The sequence below is a fragment of the Pseudomonas sp. Seg1 genome, assembly GCF_018326005.1.
In the GTDB taxonomy this organism is placed as follows: Bacteria; Pseudomonadota; Gammaproteobacteria; order Pseudomonadales; family Pseudomonadaceae; genus Aquipseudomonas.
The window spans coordinates 5,441,571-5,457,397 of sequence record NZ_AP021903.1; the positions used below are offsets into that span (position 1 = coordinate 5,441,571).

Here is a 15,827-nt window from a genome sequence, read left to right on the forward strand (position 1 = left end):
CCCTCAATCACAGCACCCCCAATTCCTTCGCACGCGCCACTGCTTGCGTCCGCCGCTCAACCCCCAATTTACTGTTGATATGGCTAGCGTGGGTTTTCACGGTATGCAGCGAAATGAACAACTGCTCGCTGATTTCCTGATTCGAACAACCCTGCGCGATCAGACGTAACACTGCCAGCTCCCGACTGCTGAGTTGTTCGGTGGCCGCGGACTCGGCGGCTGGACGGGGTGTGGCAGGTGGAAAATGTTCGAGCAACTGCTGCCCCGCCAGCGCTGGTGAAGCCTGTAAATGTCCGCGTAACCAGTCGGCATGTCTTTTCACCAAAGCATCGAACGGTTGCAGCACACCCCCAGCCGCGGCTTCCAGCGCCTGGCCCAACGCCTTGCGCGCTTCCGGCTCGCGCCCACCTGCCAGCAGCAACGCAACCTTTTGGGTCAACGCCATCACACTGAGCAACTGTCGCCCGGTTTGCTGACCGTTCTCATGCAGCACGTTCAGCCGCCCTTCGGCGAGCATCGGTTGCCCCTGGATCATATCTAGCAATGCCTGTTGCAACTCAACGTGCAGCGGCAGCTGTGGATGAAATTCCGGTGGTGCGGCGGCGCGTTCGCCGGTGTAAGTCTGGCCCAGACGCGCCAGCCAGGCCTCGGCCAGATCGGTGCGACCCTGCGCCAGCCACAGCTCGCATTTGACCAGGGTGATCATCGCCAGATAGTAGATCGGCGGCACGTCCCAGATGTGCATCAGCCGTTCGGCTTCGGCGAGTTCGGCGAAGGCTTTGGCGAATTCGCCGGTGGCGCCGTCCAGGCGGGCGATCACGCTGTGTCCGATCAACACGCTGATATCGCGGCAGGCCCGCGCTTCGCCGATCCCGGCCAGCAGACGCACGCGGGCGGCTTGCGGCTGCAAGCGCATCGCCAGCAGAAAACCTTCATACAAGGTCAGCCGTGCGCGCACCGCGTATAACCGTTGTGGGGACAATCCGCGCAGGCGTTCCAGTCCTTGATGGACTTCATCCAGCGCGCGGAGGATTTCGCCGCGTGCCTGCAAGACGCGGGCACGGTCGTAATGCGCCAACGCCTCGAACAACGGGTTACCAACGCGTTGCGCCAGCTCAAGGGATTCGCGGTTCAGACCACGAGCGCGCCAGAGATCACCGTCGGCAATCGCCAGATTGGACAGCGTCGACAAACACATCAGCCGTTGACCGTAGCGTTTGGCAGGAAGGCTCTCCAGGGCTTCGCTGCAATACCTGAGGGTCAATTCACGATGGCCGCGACCACGAGCGATGATCCCGCTCAGCGCCAGCCATTGCGCCAGCATCGACCTTTGTGCCGTGGCGGACGGCGCCGGAAGGAAACGGCTCAAGTGGCTGGAGAGTTCTTCGGCCGCATCGAGCTGACAGGCCAGCCCCAGCGCCCAGCTGTAGAGGACGATCAGCCGCGGCGTACTGATCAGCAGGCTGTCGGGCAAGTCCATTTTCCAGCGCAGCAGCATGCCGACGTTCTGCTCGGCGAGCAGTTGCTCCTCGGAGAGGTTCTGTACCAGATTCGCTGCCACGTCGAGGTGGCCGGCACGCAAGGCCTGCTCCACCGCTTCGTCGAGCAAACCTTGAGCGTTGAACCAGCGACAGGCGCGCAAATGCAGGGTCGCGGTGGGCACCATGGCTTGAGCAATCGGCCGACTGCGCAACAAATCAGAAAACAGATGGTGATAACGATACCAGTGCCCATGTTCATCCAGCGGCACCAGAAAGACCTGATGCGCAAGCAGGAAACGCAGGATCTCGGCGCTGTCGTGGGCCTCGCGAACGGCGTCGCATAGCTCGCTGCAAAAGCGCTCCTGCGGGGCAGTGTCGTAGAGAAACGCCTGGACTTCGGCGGGCAGGCAATCGATGACTTCTTCCAGCAGATAGTCGCGGATCAACCCTTCCCCGCCGTTCAGCGCTTGCGGTAACGCCGCATCACTGCCGGCCTCGGACACCGCCAGCAACCAGAAGCGCAGCCCGGCGACCCAGCCTTCGCTGCGCTGGATGAGGTTTTCCAGGGCTTCGCCACGCAGTGATGTGCTGTGGCGATCAAGCAGGGTCAGGGCTTCGTCGTGGGTCAGGCGCAGATCCGCCTCGTGCAACTCCAGCAACTGCCGCGACAGCCGCAGGCGCGCCAGATGCCAGTCCGGACGCTGCCGACTGGTGACCATGACCAGCAAGCCATCGGGCAAATGATTGAGGAAAAATTGCAGGCAACGGTCGAGCACTGGCCCTTGGGCGAGATGGTAATCGTCGAGAACCAGCAACAGCGGCGTGGCCGGATCGAGGTGCAGCGTCAGCTCATCGAGCAAACCGTCGAGCCATTCTTCGAAGGCAAACGGCTGGTGGCGCTGCCGCATTTTCAGCAGGCCCAGTGCGCGGCTGCCCAGTTGCGGAAAGTAGTCTTGCAAACCTTCGAGCAGACGTTCGAGAAACCGCCCGGGGTCGCTGTCGCGCGGGCTCAAACCCAGCCAGAGGCTCTGCCAGTGCGCCGGCAGACTTTGGCAGAATTCCACCGCCAGCGAGCTCTTGCCAAACCCGGCGGGGGCGCTGACCAGCAACAGGCGCCCACCGAGCCCGGCTTGCAGGCGCTCGCAAAGGCGTGGTCGCAAGACGTAGCCATCGGGCAGCGGCGGGCGAAAAAAACGCCCGTCCAATGCCGCGACGGCAACGCTTGCGGGACCCGGAAGTGGGGACAGATCAGTCATGGCCGGCTCTTGTTCGAATTGCTGTTGGCGGCGTTGCAGATGTCCGCAGACTAGCCTTAAACGAACCGGTTATGAAGGTTGCTGCTACAAATGGCTACAAAAAGACTACAGGCAAAAAAACGCCCCGAACCAGTCGGGGCGTTTTCACGAGGATGCGGCCTCGCGTTTACAGCGGTTTAGCGAACACCATCCTGACGCAGTGCAGCCGGGGTGAAGTCGCTGGTGGTGGCGGTGAAGCCGAAGTCATACGCCTGCTTCTCTTCGTTCTTCATGCCTAGTGCCAGGTAGCGGCCGGACTGCAGGTCGTAGAGGGTTTCCAGGGCATACCACGGCACTTGCTTGTCGTAGTAGTTCTCGGCATGCGCCTCGGCCACACGCCACAGTTGACCACGACCGTCGTAGTGGTCGATGACGGCAGCTTGCCAGGTGTCTTCGTCGATGTAGAAGTCACGTTTGGCGTAGATGTGGCGCTGACCTTCTTTCAGGGTTGCAACCACGTGCCAGACGCGGCGCAGCTCGTAACGGGCGAGATCCTGATTGATGTGGCCGGCCTTGATGATGTCGGTGTACTTGAGCTTCGGATCGTCGAGCTTGTAGCTGTCGGAGGCGATGTACATCTCTTTCTTGCCTTCGAGCTTCCAGTCGTAGCGATCCGGCGCACCGTTGTACATATCGAGGTTGTCGGAGGTACGCAGACCGTCCGCCGCAGTACCCGGACCGTCATAGGACACTTGTGGCGCCCGGCGCACACGACGCTGACCGGCGTTGTAGACCCACGCCGAACGTGGCTCCTTCACTTGGTCGAGGGTTTCGTGCACCAGCAACACACCACCGGCCAGACGTGCCGGCGCCGTCACTTTCTGCTTGAAGTAGAACAGGATGTTGCCCGGGTTTTTCGGGTCGTAGTCCTTCATCTTGTCGCGGAACACGAACTGGTCCTGGAAGTACACCAGACTGAACGAGCCGTTCGGCTGTGGCGTCGCCTGGGTCACCAGACGGGTCACGCTGCCGCCGCGATAGCGGGTGATGTGGTTCCAGATGACTTCCACACCGCTTTTCGGAATCGGGAACGGTACAGCGGTTTCAAAGTTTTCCAGACCGTTGCCACCGGACACCAGATTGGTGGTGGTGGCGTTTTTCTTGATCGAGGCGAACACTTCATCCGGCACGGTGGCGCCGCGATGCGACGGATACACTGGCATCTTGAAGGTGTCCGGGTAACGCTTGAACATCGCGTACTGGCCCGGCGCAAGCTTGTCCTTGTATTTGTCGGCGTCCTTCGCAGTGATGGTGAACAGCGGTTGCTCACTGGCGTACGGGTTGGACAGGAAACCTTTGCTGTCGACGCTGCCCGCATTCTTCGGCAGCGGCTTCCAGGCCGGGATCGAACCGTCGGCATTGCCGGCCATTTCGGCGCCCATCGGGGTCAGGCTCTTGCCCAGTTTGTCGGCTTCGGCAGCAGGCACTGCTGCCATGACACCGGTCGCCAGCAGCGACAGGCCCAGTACACCGGCGTGGAACAGACTCTTTGTTATTTTCATAAATTCGTTCGTCCTGAAATGCAGTGCTTAGAAGTTCACGCCGAAGCTGAGCGCAACGAAGTCGCGATCATCCACGGTGGTGTACTTGCCGTCGAAGAAGTTGGTGTAAGCCAGGCTCGCGGTATAGGTGTTCTGGTACTCGGCATCAACGCCGAGGCTGACAGCCTTGCGCCCTTCCTCGAAGTTGCCGCCAGGGCCTGGCGAGTAACCGCTGACGTCGTGGGACCAGGCCACGTTCGGCTTGAGGTTCACACCCGCAAACACGTCGTTGTATTCCCAGATCGCCCGACCGCGGTAGCCCCAGGACATCGATGTGGTGAAACCGTCGTTGTCGCAATTGCGGCTGCGGTTGTTCTGCGGCGAGCCAGGCCCGGCGCCATTGATGGTGCTGGCGTTGAGAATATTGGCGCAGGTATTGACGCCGCCAGTGGCCGGCAACTCACCCGGGCCATATACCGGATCGCGGCCATAACGTTTGTCGGAACGGCTTTCCAGGCCGCCGACGTAGGTCGCGCCGACTTCACCAACGAGGGTCAGACGGCTGGCGCCCATGACCTGATCGAAGAAGTGCGTGAACGTTGTCTGCAGCTGGGTGATTTCCTTGCGCTCGTAACCGTGCAGATCCTGACCCGGCACGCCATTGAGTATCGAAGCGTTGGTCAGTGCGCCGCCGATCGGACGCACACCGGCGAACAGGATATCGGTGGAGTTCAGTTGCACCGGTGCGTTCGGACGGTAGCTGATCTCACCGCTCCACGCCGTACCGGTAGGCAGGGTGGTGGAGAAGCTCAGACCGTAGAGACGAATGTCTTCAGGATATTCAATGAAGTAGTTCGAGTTGCCCGCGACCAGCAGTGGTGCGAGTGCCGCAAAAGGCCCCGGCAGCGCGCGCGCCGTGTTGTAGACCGATTGTGGCGCACCGGTGGCGCTGAAGATCGGCGCACGGCTGTGGTAGTTCATGAAGTAGGCGCCGAACTCGGTGTCCAGCGGTTCATACATGTACTTGAAGGAGGCGCCCCACTGCCCGCTGTCACGGGCATCGCGATCCGGGCCACGACGTACCAGCACGCCTTCCTCGTTGACGTTGACGCCGTTGGCGCCCAACGGCCCCAAGGCAATGGCCGGGATTTGCGAACGCTTGTTCAGCACGCGCAGGTTGTCGTTGCAACCGTCGGCAACGATGTCCGGCTGCGAGAAGAACGTGCCGCAGTTATCGACAACGGTCTGGTCCCATTCCAGCTGATAGAACGCTTCGGCCGAAAGGTTTTCGGTCAGGCTCTGGGACACGTAGAACATGTTGACCGGAATCAGGCCTTCCTTGATCTCGGCACCTGGACGGCGGAACGCCGACACATCGATCGGGTTGATCGAGTTGATACCGCCACCGATGAAGGTACTTTCACCCCAGCTCACCACCTGCTTGCCCAGACGCACGGAGCCTGGCTGATCGGCGATCGAGTAGTTGTGGTAGACGAAGGCGTCGAGGATCTGCCCGCCGGACGACTTGGCGCCCTCTTTGCGGCCCGAATCGCTGATGTCCTTGAACTCGCGGCTTTCGTCCTTGAGTTCGAAGTCGTACCAGTATTTGCCACGGACGAACACGCCGGTGTCGCCGTATTTCAATTCAAGGTCATGGATGCCCTTGAAGATCTTCGAAAAGGTTTCGCCGCTCTTGAAGTTGGCGTGGCCGTCGTCGGAAGTCTGCGACAGACCGTGACCACCATTGTTGACGCCGATGAGGTTCTTGTTCGGGCTCTGGGTAGACCAACTGGCGCCGATCGACAGGGATGAATCGAACTGACCTTCGATTTCACCGACGTTGAAACTGACGCCGAATGCGGGCCCGGCGAGCGAAGAAGCAAGACTGACCGCCAGAGGCAGTTTCGCCCGGCGCCAGAACTGGTTTACTGAGGTCATCGACGCTACTCCATGTGCATTATTGTTATGGCAGTGAGTACTTTTAAAAACGTTGTGGATGACCGGGTGCCAGCGGCGACCCGAAATCACTCCAAAGATGCATCGCCCCGATGTGTGCGTGTGCCCCGTTCTTAAAAATCCTTGAGCGGACTATAGCCAGCAGGTGGTACTGCTTGATCCCTCTAAAGTGTGATTTGCAGTCGCCAACCACTCTGGAACAGTCCTTTCGCCAGTCCGACGCATGTCGGCACGGCAAGGATGGCTGAATTTTTCGATTTCACAAGGCAAGCGCTTGCTTGGTGGGTCTGGCGCGCCGTTTTCGGCGCGCCAGCAGACACTCAAAGTGTCGAAAGGAAGGTGCTGTTGTTGGTCTGCCATTCCGTGATGTCGAGGCGGATGCGCTTCTTGTCGAGCTTGCCGACGCTGGTCTTGGGAATTTCGGTAACAAGGGCGATCTGACTCGGAATCGCCCACTTGCTCAGGTGCCCAAGTTCCACGAACGGTTTGAGGTGTTCCTTGAGCTCGCGCGCCCCGATTTCATGACCTTCACGAATCACCAGCAGGGCAAACGGGCGCTCGCCCCACTGTGGATCGGCGATGCCCACCACTGCTACTTCGCGTACCGCGACATGACGACTGATCAGGTCTTCGAGATCGAGCGAAGAGATCCACTCGCCGCCGGTCTTGATCACGTCCTTGATGCGATCGCGGATGTCGATCACGCCCATGCTGTCGAGCGTCGCCACATCACCGGTATGCAGCCAGCCGCCGGCCCAGAGTTCGGCGCCCTTTTGCGGTTCGTTGAAATACCCCTCGGTCAGCCATGGCGCGCGCAGCACCAGTTCGCCCTGGGTTTCGCCATCGGCCGGGAGGAAGTTGCCCTCGGCGTCGACGATGGCTGCCTCCACCAACGGCCCCGGCACACCGGCCTTGATCCGGTAGGTGGTGCGCTCGTCTTCAGTGCCGGCCATCAGCTCATCATTGAGATGCGCACAGGAAACCAGTGGCCCGGTCTCGGACATGCCGTACGCAGCGGTGAGCTGAATGCCACGAGCCTTGGCGGTTTCATACAAGGTGCGATTGAGCGCGCTGCCGCCAATGACGATTTTCCAGCCACCAAAATCGGTGCCCTGCGCGCCTTTGGCATTCAGCAACATTTGCAGGATGGTCGGCACGCAGTGGGAGAACGTGACCTTCTCCTTGCGCCACAGCTCGACCAGAAACTCCGGATCGTAACGCCCCGGATAAACCTGTTTGAGTCCAAGCATGGTCGCCACGTAAGGCAGGCCCCAGGCGTGAACGTGAAACATCGGGGTGATCGGCATGTACACGTCGTTGGTGCCGAGCAGACGCACGCTGTCGATCGAGCCCATGATGGTCGACACGCCCATGGTGTGCAGCACCAGTTGTCGATGGGTGAAATACACGCCTTTCGGGTTGCCGGTGGTGCCTGTGGTGTAGAACGTGGTGGCGACCGAATTTTCGTCGAAATCCTGGAAGTCGTATTGCGGGCTGGCGGCTGCCAGCAGTTGCTCATACTCGCCAACCAGGTTCGGCAGCTCGGCGGTTTTTTCCGGCAGATCGGTCAGCAGCAGGGTTTTCTTCACTGTGGTCAGGTGCGGCGCGATCGCTTGATACAGCCCGACGAACTCGCTGTTGACCAGCACAAAGCGGTCCTCGGCATGGTTCATGGTGTAGAGGATCTGCTCCGGCGAAAGGCGCACGTTGATGGTGTGGATCACCGCGCCGATCATCGGAATGGCAAACATGCATTCCAGGTAACGATGGCTGTCCCAGTCCATCACCGCCACGGTATCACCGGCCTTCACACCGGCCGCCGTGAGCACGTTGGCCAGCCTCGCGACGCGCTCGATCAGGGTCGGATAGCTGTAGCGCAACTGGTCACGGTAGATGATCTCGCGGGTTTTCTCGTAGCGGGCGCCGGACATCAGCAGCCGTTTAATCAGCAATGGATACTGGTAGGCCCCATCGGCCGGGGGAATGACGCGAGTCTGCAACATAAGAATCCCTTTTCTGACTGCACGGTGTTGGCGTAGAGATTTGTACTCTAGAACCCTTATACGCCAGCCAAATCAGCCGAAGGAATGATTTGCACAGCCGTACAAATGCTAGCTTTGCGCCAGCATTTGCCGGAATTCGCCACCGCTCAGGCGGTTTGTCCTGCGGCCTCTTCGGAAGGTGTGCGTGGGAAAACCACTGCGGCCAGGAAGGTCAAAGCACCGAAACCCGCCAGAATCAGATAAAGCCCCACAAAACCCTGGCGCGGTTCGACATAGGAAATCAGCGGAATCGCCGTCGCACTGGCACCGAACGATAAACAGTAACGCAGGGCAAAGACCCGGGATTGCCACTGCGGTGCGACGAAGTTGGCGACCATGGCATCGTTCACCGTGACCTGACCGAACACTACAAACATGAACGCTGCACCGAGGGCGATCACCGCCCAGCCGTCGGCATAGGCCAGCGCAAACAGCAGCGGTGCCTGGCACATCGTCAACACAATGAACGGCCATTTCAGACTGATCCGGTGCAACACCCGACCAATGCTCAACTGCGCGACCGCACCAAACGCGTAGGCCAGACTGACCACCACGCCAAGGGTTTGCGGCGAGGCAAACAGCTCATGCAAACGCTCCTGAAACAATTTCGGATAGGTCATGGTGGTGGCGTTGAACACCACGCCACCGGTGGCCGTGGCCAGCGCCAGCACGCCGAACACCATAACCATCGAAATGCGCTGGCCGCCGGCGCCTTTGAGGGCGGTGTGCGGGCGTTTCGGAATCGGCTCCTCACGCACCTGCAAGGCAAAGCCGATACCCAACACAATCGCCACCGCCCCCGGTAACAGAAACGCCGAGCGCCAGCCGAATTGCGCCACCAGCAAACCGGTGATCAGCGCCGAAAACGCCACGCCGAGGTTGCCCCACATACCGTTGATGCCGATTTCCCGGCCTCGGTTCTGCGCGTACGCGACCAACATTGCCGTGCCCACCGGGTGATAGATCGCGGCAAAAATACCGATCAGCGTCAGGCCGATCACCAGCATGGCCGGGCTGTTACTCAGGCCGGTGAAGATCGCCGAAGCGCCGATGCCGAAGAAAAACACCAGCATCATCTGCCGCCGGCTCCAGTGATCGCCCAGCCAACCGGCGGGTAGCGAACAGGCGCCGAAAGCGATGAAGCCGCCGAGGGACAGGCCGATCAGCGCGGCGTAATCAAGGCCGAAGGCCTGGGTCATGCCGAGCACGGCAGCGGGAAATATCAGCATGAACATGTGATCGATCACATGGGCAGCGTTGATGTAGCGGATGACTTGGCAGGATTGATTCATTACGGCACGCTTTTCGTTGTTGTGATGTGCCTATGCTAAGTTGGCGAAAAAGCGCATTCCTGCCAAACAAGTCATCAAAACCGCCATGTTGATCAGCCACTTCGAACACGGCCCGGTGAGCGCCTATCCCCGGGATTATCTGGACGGCGCGCACCAGCCGCTGCACCTGCATCGCGAGGCACAGTTGCTGTATGCCGTCTGCGGCGTCATGCGCGTGGTCACGGAATCGGGCGCGTGGGTGATTCCGCCCAGCCGCGCGGTGTGGATTCCGCCGGAAGTGGCGCACGAGATTTTCATGTCCGGCGATGTGCAGATGCGTTCGCTGTTCATCGCCCCTGAGCTGTCGCCGGCCAGCTTGCATCAGTGCTGCGTATTGGCGGTCACGCCGTTATTGCGCGAGCTGATCCTGCGTGCCGTGCAAGGTCCGCCGCATGCCGACAATCCGCTGATTCAGCAACTGATGCTGGAAGAACTCGCCAGCCTGGAAAACCTGCCGCTGCACATCCCAATGCCCAGCGACCGGCGACTGCAAAACATTTGTCTGGCGCTGCTGCAAACCCCGGATCATCCCAACACGCTGGAAGACTGGGCGCAGCAGGTCGGCGCCAGTTCGCGCACACTGACGCGGCTGTTTCAGCAACAACTGCAGATGAATTTCAATGCCTGGCGCCAGCAACTGCGCCTGATGGAAGCCCTGCCGCGCCTGCTCGCCGGAGACAGCGTACAAAGCGTGGCGCGGGACTTGGGTTACGGCAGCGCGCGGGCGTTCAGCGCGATGTTTCGACGCCTGCTCGGGGAGAATCCCCGCGAGTATCTCAATACCCTCAGCAAGCTCAGCGAACTCCTTTAGGAATCACCCCAATACCTTGTGGGAGCGAGCCGGCTCGCTCCCACAGGTTGTTTGCGGTGTTTTCTCAATGCATTTCGGTAAACGCGATTTTCACGCCGAGCGCGATCAGCACCGCGCCCATGGTGCGATCAAACCAGTGGCCCATGCGGGCAAAACCGGCGCGTACCCGTTGCTGGCTGAACAGCATCGCCACCAGGCAGAACCAGAACGCGGTCGCGACCGCCAGATAAACCCCGTAACCCGCCTGAATCGCCAGCGGCGTGTGTGGGTTGATGACCACGGTGAACAGCGACAGGAAAAACAGCGTGGCTTTCGGGTTCAGACCGTTGGTGACGAAACCCGAGGTGAAAGCGCCACGGGCAGTGCGCACACCCGCTTCCTTGTGCAGGTCATCGGTGACGGTTTTTGCCGGCTGAGCGCGCAAAGCCTTGAAACCGATGTACAGCAGGTAAGCCGCGGCGGCCCATTTCAAGGCGTTGAACAGCACGATCGACTGCGACACGATCAGGCCGATGCCCAGCAGCGAATATCCCACGTGCAGGAAAATCGCCGTGCCGACACCCAACGCCGTCCAGGTGCCGGCGCGCCGACCGTGGGTCACGCTCTCGCGCACCACCACGGCAAAGTCCGGGCCGGGGCTGGCGACGGCCAGCAGGTGGATAAGTGCAACGGTCAAGAACTCGGTCCAGTACATGGGGGCTCCTCTGGGGCAGCTTGGTCAATAAATAAATCTGTAGGAAACGCAGTGCCTATGGTGAGGGGATTTAGCGAAACGTCGCACCGCCCCGACCGACTGCGCAGCAGTCGCAATACCATTGCCATTGCCTGGTCTGATCCGCCCAAACAGCCGTTTTTGGGGCTGCTTCGCAACCCATCGGGGATAAATCCCCTCGCCACAGGGTATTGCGGGCGCTGTGCGTAACGATTTGTTTCATCTGGTAGGCTCGGCAGATTACGCCTTCCGTTCAAAGCACAAAAGGTACAGTTGATGACGAACCCGCGCCGCGCCGTATTCCTCGATCACCCTTCGCTGGACCTGGGCGATCTCGACCTCAGCCCGTTGCGCGCCTGCTTCAGCGACCTGCAACTGTTTGCCCAGACCTTGCCGGAACAAGTCACCGAACGCCTGCAAGGCGCCACAGTAGCGATCTCCAACAAGATCCTGATCGACGCCGCCGCCATGGCCGCCAACCCGGATCTAAAGCTGATCCTGATTACCGCCACTGGCACCAACAACGTCGATCTCGCCGCCGCCCGCGCTCAGGGCATCACCGTTTGCAACTGCCAGGGTTACGGCACGCCATCGGTGGCGCAACACACGATCATGTTGCTGCTTAACCTCGCCACACGGTTGGCCGATTATCAGAAAGCCGTCAGCGAAGGTCGCTGGCAGCAGGCGAAACAGTTCTGCCTGCTCGACTACCCGATTGTCGAACTAGAAGGCAAAACCCTTGGCCTGCTCGGCCATGGCGAACTCGGCGGCGCCGTCGCGCGTCTGGCTGAGGCTTTCGGCATGCGCGTATTGCTTGGGCAGATTCCGGGGCGCCCGGCCCGCCCGGATCGTCTGCCATTGGATGAATTGCTGCCGCAGGTCGACGCCCTGACCCTGCACTGCCCGCTCAACGAACACACCCGGCACTTCATCGGCGCACGCGAACTGGCGTCGATGAAACCCGGGGCGTTCGTGGTCAACACCGCCCGTGGCGGACTGATCGACGAGCAGGCGTTGGCCGATGCCTTGCGTGCCGGCCATCTCGGCGGCGCCGCCACCGATGTGCTCAGCGTCGAGCCACCCACCCAGGGCAATCCGCTGCTGGCCGCTGACATTCCGCGCCTGATTGTCACCCCGCATAACGCCTGGGGCAGCCGCGAAGCCCGGCAGCGCATCGTCGGTCAATTGACCGAAAACGCCGAGGCGTTCTTCAGCGGTAAGGCGCTGCGGGTCGTCAGTTGATAAACTGCGGCACTTTTTTTTGAGGAGCAGTTATGGATCCGCGCAGTGAAGTACTGCTTCGTCAGGCCGAGTTATTCCAGGGTTCGCTGTTGCTGGCCGGTTTGCCTGCCGACGATTTGCTCGGGCGCCTGCCCAATGCGTTTGGCTGGTGCTGGCATGCCGGCGATCAAGCCGCCCTCGAGGCGCGTTTCGAAGGTCGCAGTCATTTTGGCGTGAACATTCCAGAGAGCGAGTTCGACAGCGCCGTGGTGTTTTTGCCCAAGTCCAAGGACCTGACCGATTACATCCTCAACGCGGTGGCTGCGCGTCTGGCTGGGCGCGAAGTGTTTCTGGTCGGCGAAAAACGCAGCGGTATCGAAGGCGCGTCCAAGCAGCTCAACCCGTTCGGTAAGCCACGCAAGCTCGATAGCGCGCGTCACTGCCAACTGTGGCAAGTCACGGTCGCCAATGCGCCTGAAGCGAAATCGCTGGACAGTCTGGCGCAGACTTATGAGCTGCCACTGGCCGAAGGCCCGCTGAAAGTCATCAGCCTGCCGGGCGTGTTCAGCCATGGCCGACTTGATCGCGGCAGCGCGCTGCTGCTGGAGCATCTGGACAAACTGCCGAGCGGTCATCTGCTCGACTTCGGTTGTGGCGCGGGCGTGTTGGGCGCTGCGGTCAAACGTCGCTACCCGCACAATCAAGTCACGTTGCTCGATGTTGACGCATTTGCCGCCGCCAGCAGCCGTCTGACATTGGCTGCCAACGGCCTGGAAGCCGAGGTGCTGACCGGTGACGGAATCGACGCCGCGCCGATGGGCTTGAGCGCCATTCTGAGCAACCCGCCGTTCCATGTCGGGGTACACACGGATTATTTCGCCACTGAGAACTTGCTACGAAAAGCAGCGAAACATCTGAAAAACGGCGGCGAACTGCGCTTGGTGGCGAACAGCTTCCTGAAGTACCAGCCGCTGATCGAAGAGCATCTGGGCGTGTGCGCAATCAAGGCAGAAGGCAATGGTTTCCGGATTTACCGGGCCAAGCGCGGCTAGAAATTTGTGCTTGCTCAATCGGATTTGCCTAGGCAGAATCCGCTCCGTCCTAGGGGAGTAGTCTCCCACGAGCGCCAAGCTCGTCCGGCATACGTCAACATACTTGATCCTCAGATCATGGCGTATGCGACCCAAGCGTCCGCATCAGACGGATCGCAGGGTTTGACAAGACCTATGACACGCACACCTTACCCGGGGCGGGAAGGCTGTACGTGTCATAGCCGTGTCGACCCGCCCCTTAGGAAAATCCTGATGCTGGACTCATTACTCGTTCCCACCGCAATCGTTGCCTTGGCCGAAATCGGCGACAAGACGCAACTGCTCGCGCTGATTCTCGCCGCTCGCTTCCGCAAACCCTGGCCAATCATTGCCGGTATTGTTGCCGCGACCCTGGCCAACCACGCAGCAGCCGGTGCGGTCGGCGCCTGGTTCGGCAGCTTTTTCTCAGACTCTGTTCTGCACTGGATTCTCGCCGCAAGCTTCGCCGCCACTGCGTTGTGGACGCTGGTGCCAGACAAAATGGACGACGATGAAACCAGCACCGCACGCAAGTTCGGGCCTTTCCTGACCACGCTGATTGCGTTCTTCCTGGCCGAAATGGGTGACAAGACACAGGTCGCGACAGTGATGCTCGCCGCGCAATACCCGGAACTCTGGCTGGTGATTATCGGCACCACGGCGGGCATGTTGATTGCTAACGTGCCGGTGGTATTGGCGGGTAATTTTGCGGCGGATAAATTGCCGTTGACCTTGATCCGTCGCCTGGCAGCTTCGGCATTCCTGATTCTGGCGATCGTCGCGGTGTACAAGGCGATGCAGAGCAGTGGCTGGGTTTAACCCTGAGAGAAGGATCGTTCCCACGCTCTGCGTGGGAATGCAGCCGGGGACGCTCTGCGTCCCTTTTGGAACGCGGAGCGTCCCTTGAGACATTCCCACGCAGAGCGTGGGAACGATCACCGACTCAGGATTTCGGGGCCTGTTCGTACAGCGGCATAACCTTAGGGATCGCCGCTTGCAACGAGGCAATCCGGCTGGTCGATGCCGGGTGAGTGCTCATGAACTCCGGCGGCGAACCTTCCGACGCCTTGCTCATCTTGTTCCACAGCGTGATCGCCGCGTTCGGGTTGTAGCCCGCGCGTGCGGCCAGCTCCAGACCAATCAGGTCGGCTTCGTTTTCGTTGGCACGGCTGTTGGGCAAGGTCATGCCGTAGTTGGCCACGGTGTCGGCCAGCGCCAGACTGTCCTGACCCAGACCGAGCAACGCGCCCGCGCCCTGCTTGGCCATTTCAACGCCATAGGCTTTCGACATCGCTTCACGACCGTGCTCGCGCAAGGCGTGGGCGATTTCATGGCCCATCACCGCAGCGATTTCATCGTCGGTGAGTTTCAGGCTGTCGATCAGCCCGGTATAGAAAATGATCTTGCCGCCAGGACCACAGTTGGCGTTGAGCTCATCGCTCTTGATCAGATTGACTTCCCACTGCCACTGCGCCGCATCCGGACGGAAGTTCGGCGCCTGGGCGATCAAACGGTTGGCAATCGCCTGAACCCGCTTGGCCTCTGGGCTGGTCTTGTCCAGCACGCCTTTGCTCGATGCTTCGCCGACGGTCTTCTGATACGACTGGGCATACATCTGGTCGACCTCTTGCGAGGACAGCATGCTGAACATGTACTGCTTGCGCTCCACACCCACGGCGCCGCCGCTGGTGGTGTTGACCGACTGACAACCGGCCAGCAACAGCGCTGCGCTCAGTGCACTTACAACCAATGTCTTGTTCATTCAAAAGCTCCCTGAAAACCTGCGCGTATCCTAGGCGGGTAATTGTATCGACGCCAGATACAACGGACGTATTGCAGCGACTTTCAGAAATTTCCCGCACCCCTGTCGTAAAAAATTCACAGCGCCCGACAAGCCTCTGCCACGGCGTCGCCCACTGATCCATTTGCGACATCCCTGGGCAAATCCCTTCGCCGCGACTCATGGCGCAATGCCTGCTGCCGATACAACAGCGCAGACGTCCTCTTGCGTGCGGAGCTCCCATGAAGTTCAAGTCGATCCAGTTTTCCGTCGCCGCCCTGGCCGGCGCCATCGTTCTCAGCGTGGTCGCCGCGCTGGTGCTGTATGCGCTGTTTTCCGGCGCCCGCACTCAGGATATGGTGCAACAGCGCACCCAGGCCCAGTTCGAGCAAGTCATCGAACAGCGCCTGACCTCGCTGGCACAAACCCAGGTCAGCCAGATCCAGCGCGAACTCGAAGCGCCGCTGCTGATTGCCGGCGGACTCGTACGGGTCAACGCCCTGCTCGGCACGCCGGGCGCCGATGGCCAGCCGCGCTTGAACGTCAGCCGTGAGCAACTGATCAGCCTGATCAAAGAGAACGTCGAGAAGAACCCGAAGATTCTCGGCACCTACATCGGCTGGGAAAAAAACGCCCTCGATCACAAC

At 60.5% G+C, this 15,827-nt stretch carries 11 protein-coding genes and 1 riboswitch; of the genes, 4 read left to right on the top strand and 7 right to left on the bottom strand.

The genetic code is table 11. The features are described from left to right. Positions 1-7: 7 nt before the first annotated feature. The 5 genes from KI231_RS24370 to KI231_RS24390 form a co-directional block, all read right to left on the bottom strand. Positions 8-2,737: a winged helix-turn-helix domain-containing protein gene (locus KI231_RS24370; protein ID WP_213026552.1), complete on the bottom strand. Its 2,730-nt coding sequence runs from the start codon at positions 2,735-2,737 to the stop codon at positions 8-10. Positions 2,738-2,913: 176 nt separating this feature from the next. Then, entirely contained in the window at positions 2,914-4,278 is a 1,365-nt protein-coding gene (locus KI231_RS24375; protein ID WP_103306235.1) for a DUF1329 domain-containing protein, read from the bottom strand. A gap of 27 nt (positions 4,279-4,305) precedes the next feature. After that, entirely contained in the window at positions 4,306-6,195 is a 1,890-nt protein-coding gene (locus KI231_RS24380) for a DUF1302 domain-containing protein (RefSeq protein ID WP_103306236.1), read from the bottom strand. 338 nt (positions 6,196-6,533) lie between these two features. Further along, complete coding sequence (locus KI231_RS24385) at positions 6,534-8,216, bottom strand: fatty acid--CoA ligase (protein WP_213026553.1); 1,683 nt, start codon at positions 8,214-8,216, stop codon at positions 6,534-6,536. A gap of 146 nt (positions 8,217-8,362) precedes the next feature. Beyond that, on the bottom strand, positions 8,363-9,547 hold the full coding sequence (locus KI231_RS24390) for an MFS transporter (protein ID WP_213026554.1): 1,185 nt from the start codon (positions 9,545-9,547) through the stop codon (positions 8,363-8,365). Between the two features lie 85 nt (positions 9,548-9,632). Between KI231_RS24390 and KI231_RS24395 the strand changes: the two genes are divergently transcribed. Beyond that, complete coding sequence (locus tag KI231_RS24395; RefSeq protein WP_213026555.1) at positions 9,633-10,397, top strand: AraC family transcriptional regulator; 765 nt, start codon at positions 9,633-9,635, stop codon at positions 10,395-10,397. A 64-nt stretch (positions 10,398-10,461) separates the two neighbouring features. Here the strand turns inward: KI231_RS24395 and KI231_RS24400 are convergent, their stop codons facing one another. Then, on the bottom strand, positions 10,462-11,091 hold the full coding sequence (locus tag KI231_RS24400; RefSeq protein WP_103306239.1) for a LysE family translocator: 630 nt from the start codon (positions 11,089-11,091) through the stop codon (positions 10,462-10,464). A 294-nt stretch (positions 11,092-11,385) separates the two neighbouring features. Between KI231_RS24400 and KI231_RS24405 the strand changes: the two genes are divergently transcribed. From KI231_RS24405 to KI231_RS24415, 3 genes are all read left to right on the top strand, one after another. Then, positions 11,386-12,351, top strand: coding sequence for a 2-hydroxyacid dehydrogenase (locus KI231_RS24405; protein ID WP_213026556.1), 966 nt, complete (start codon positions 11,386-11,388; stop codon positions 12,349-12,351). A gap of 32 nt (positions 12,352-12,383) precedes the next feature. After that, complete coding sequence (locus tag KI231_RS24410) at positions 12,384-13,382, top strand: methyltransferase (RefSeq protein WP_213026557.1); 999 nt, start codon at positions 12,384-12,386, stop codon at positions 13,380-13,382. 39 nt (positions 13,383-13,421) lie between these two features. Beyond that, a riboswitch (yybP-ykoY riboswitch) is annotated at positions 13,422-13,546 on the top strand. Between the two features lie 88 nt (positions 13,547-13,634). Further along, on the top strand, positions 13,635-14,219 hold the full coding sequence (locus tag KI231_RS24415; RefSeq protein WP_103306242.1) for a TMEM165/GDT1 family protein: 585 nt from the start codon (positions 13,635-13,637) through the stop codon (positions 14,217-14,219). A 124-nt stretch (positions 14,220-14,343) separates the two neighbouring features. Here the strand turns inward: KI231_RS24415 and KI231_RS24420 are convergent, their stop codons facing one another. After that, complete coding sequence (locus KI231_RS24420; RefSeq protein ID WP_103306243.1) at positions 14,344-15,162, bottom strand: M48 family metallopeptidase; 819 nt, start codon at positions 15,160-15,162, stop codon at positions 14,344-14,346. Between the last annotated feature and the right edge of the window lie 665 nt (positions 15,163-15,827).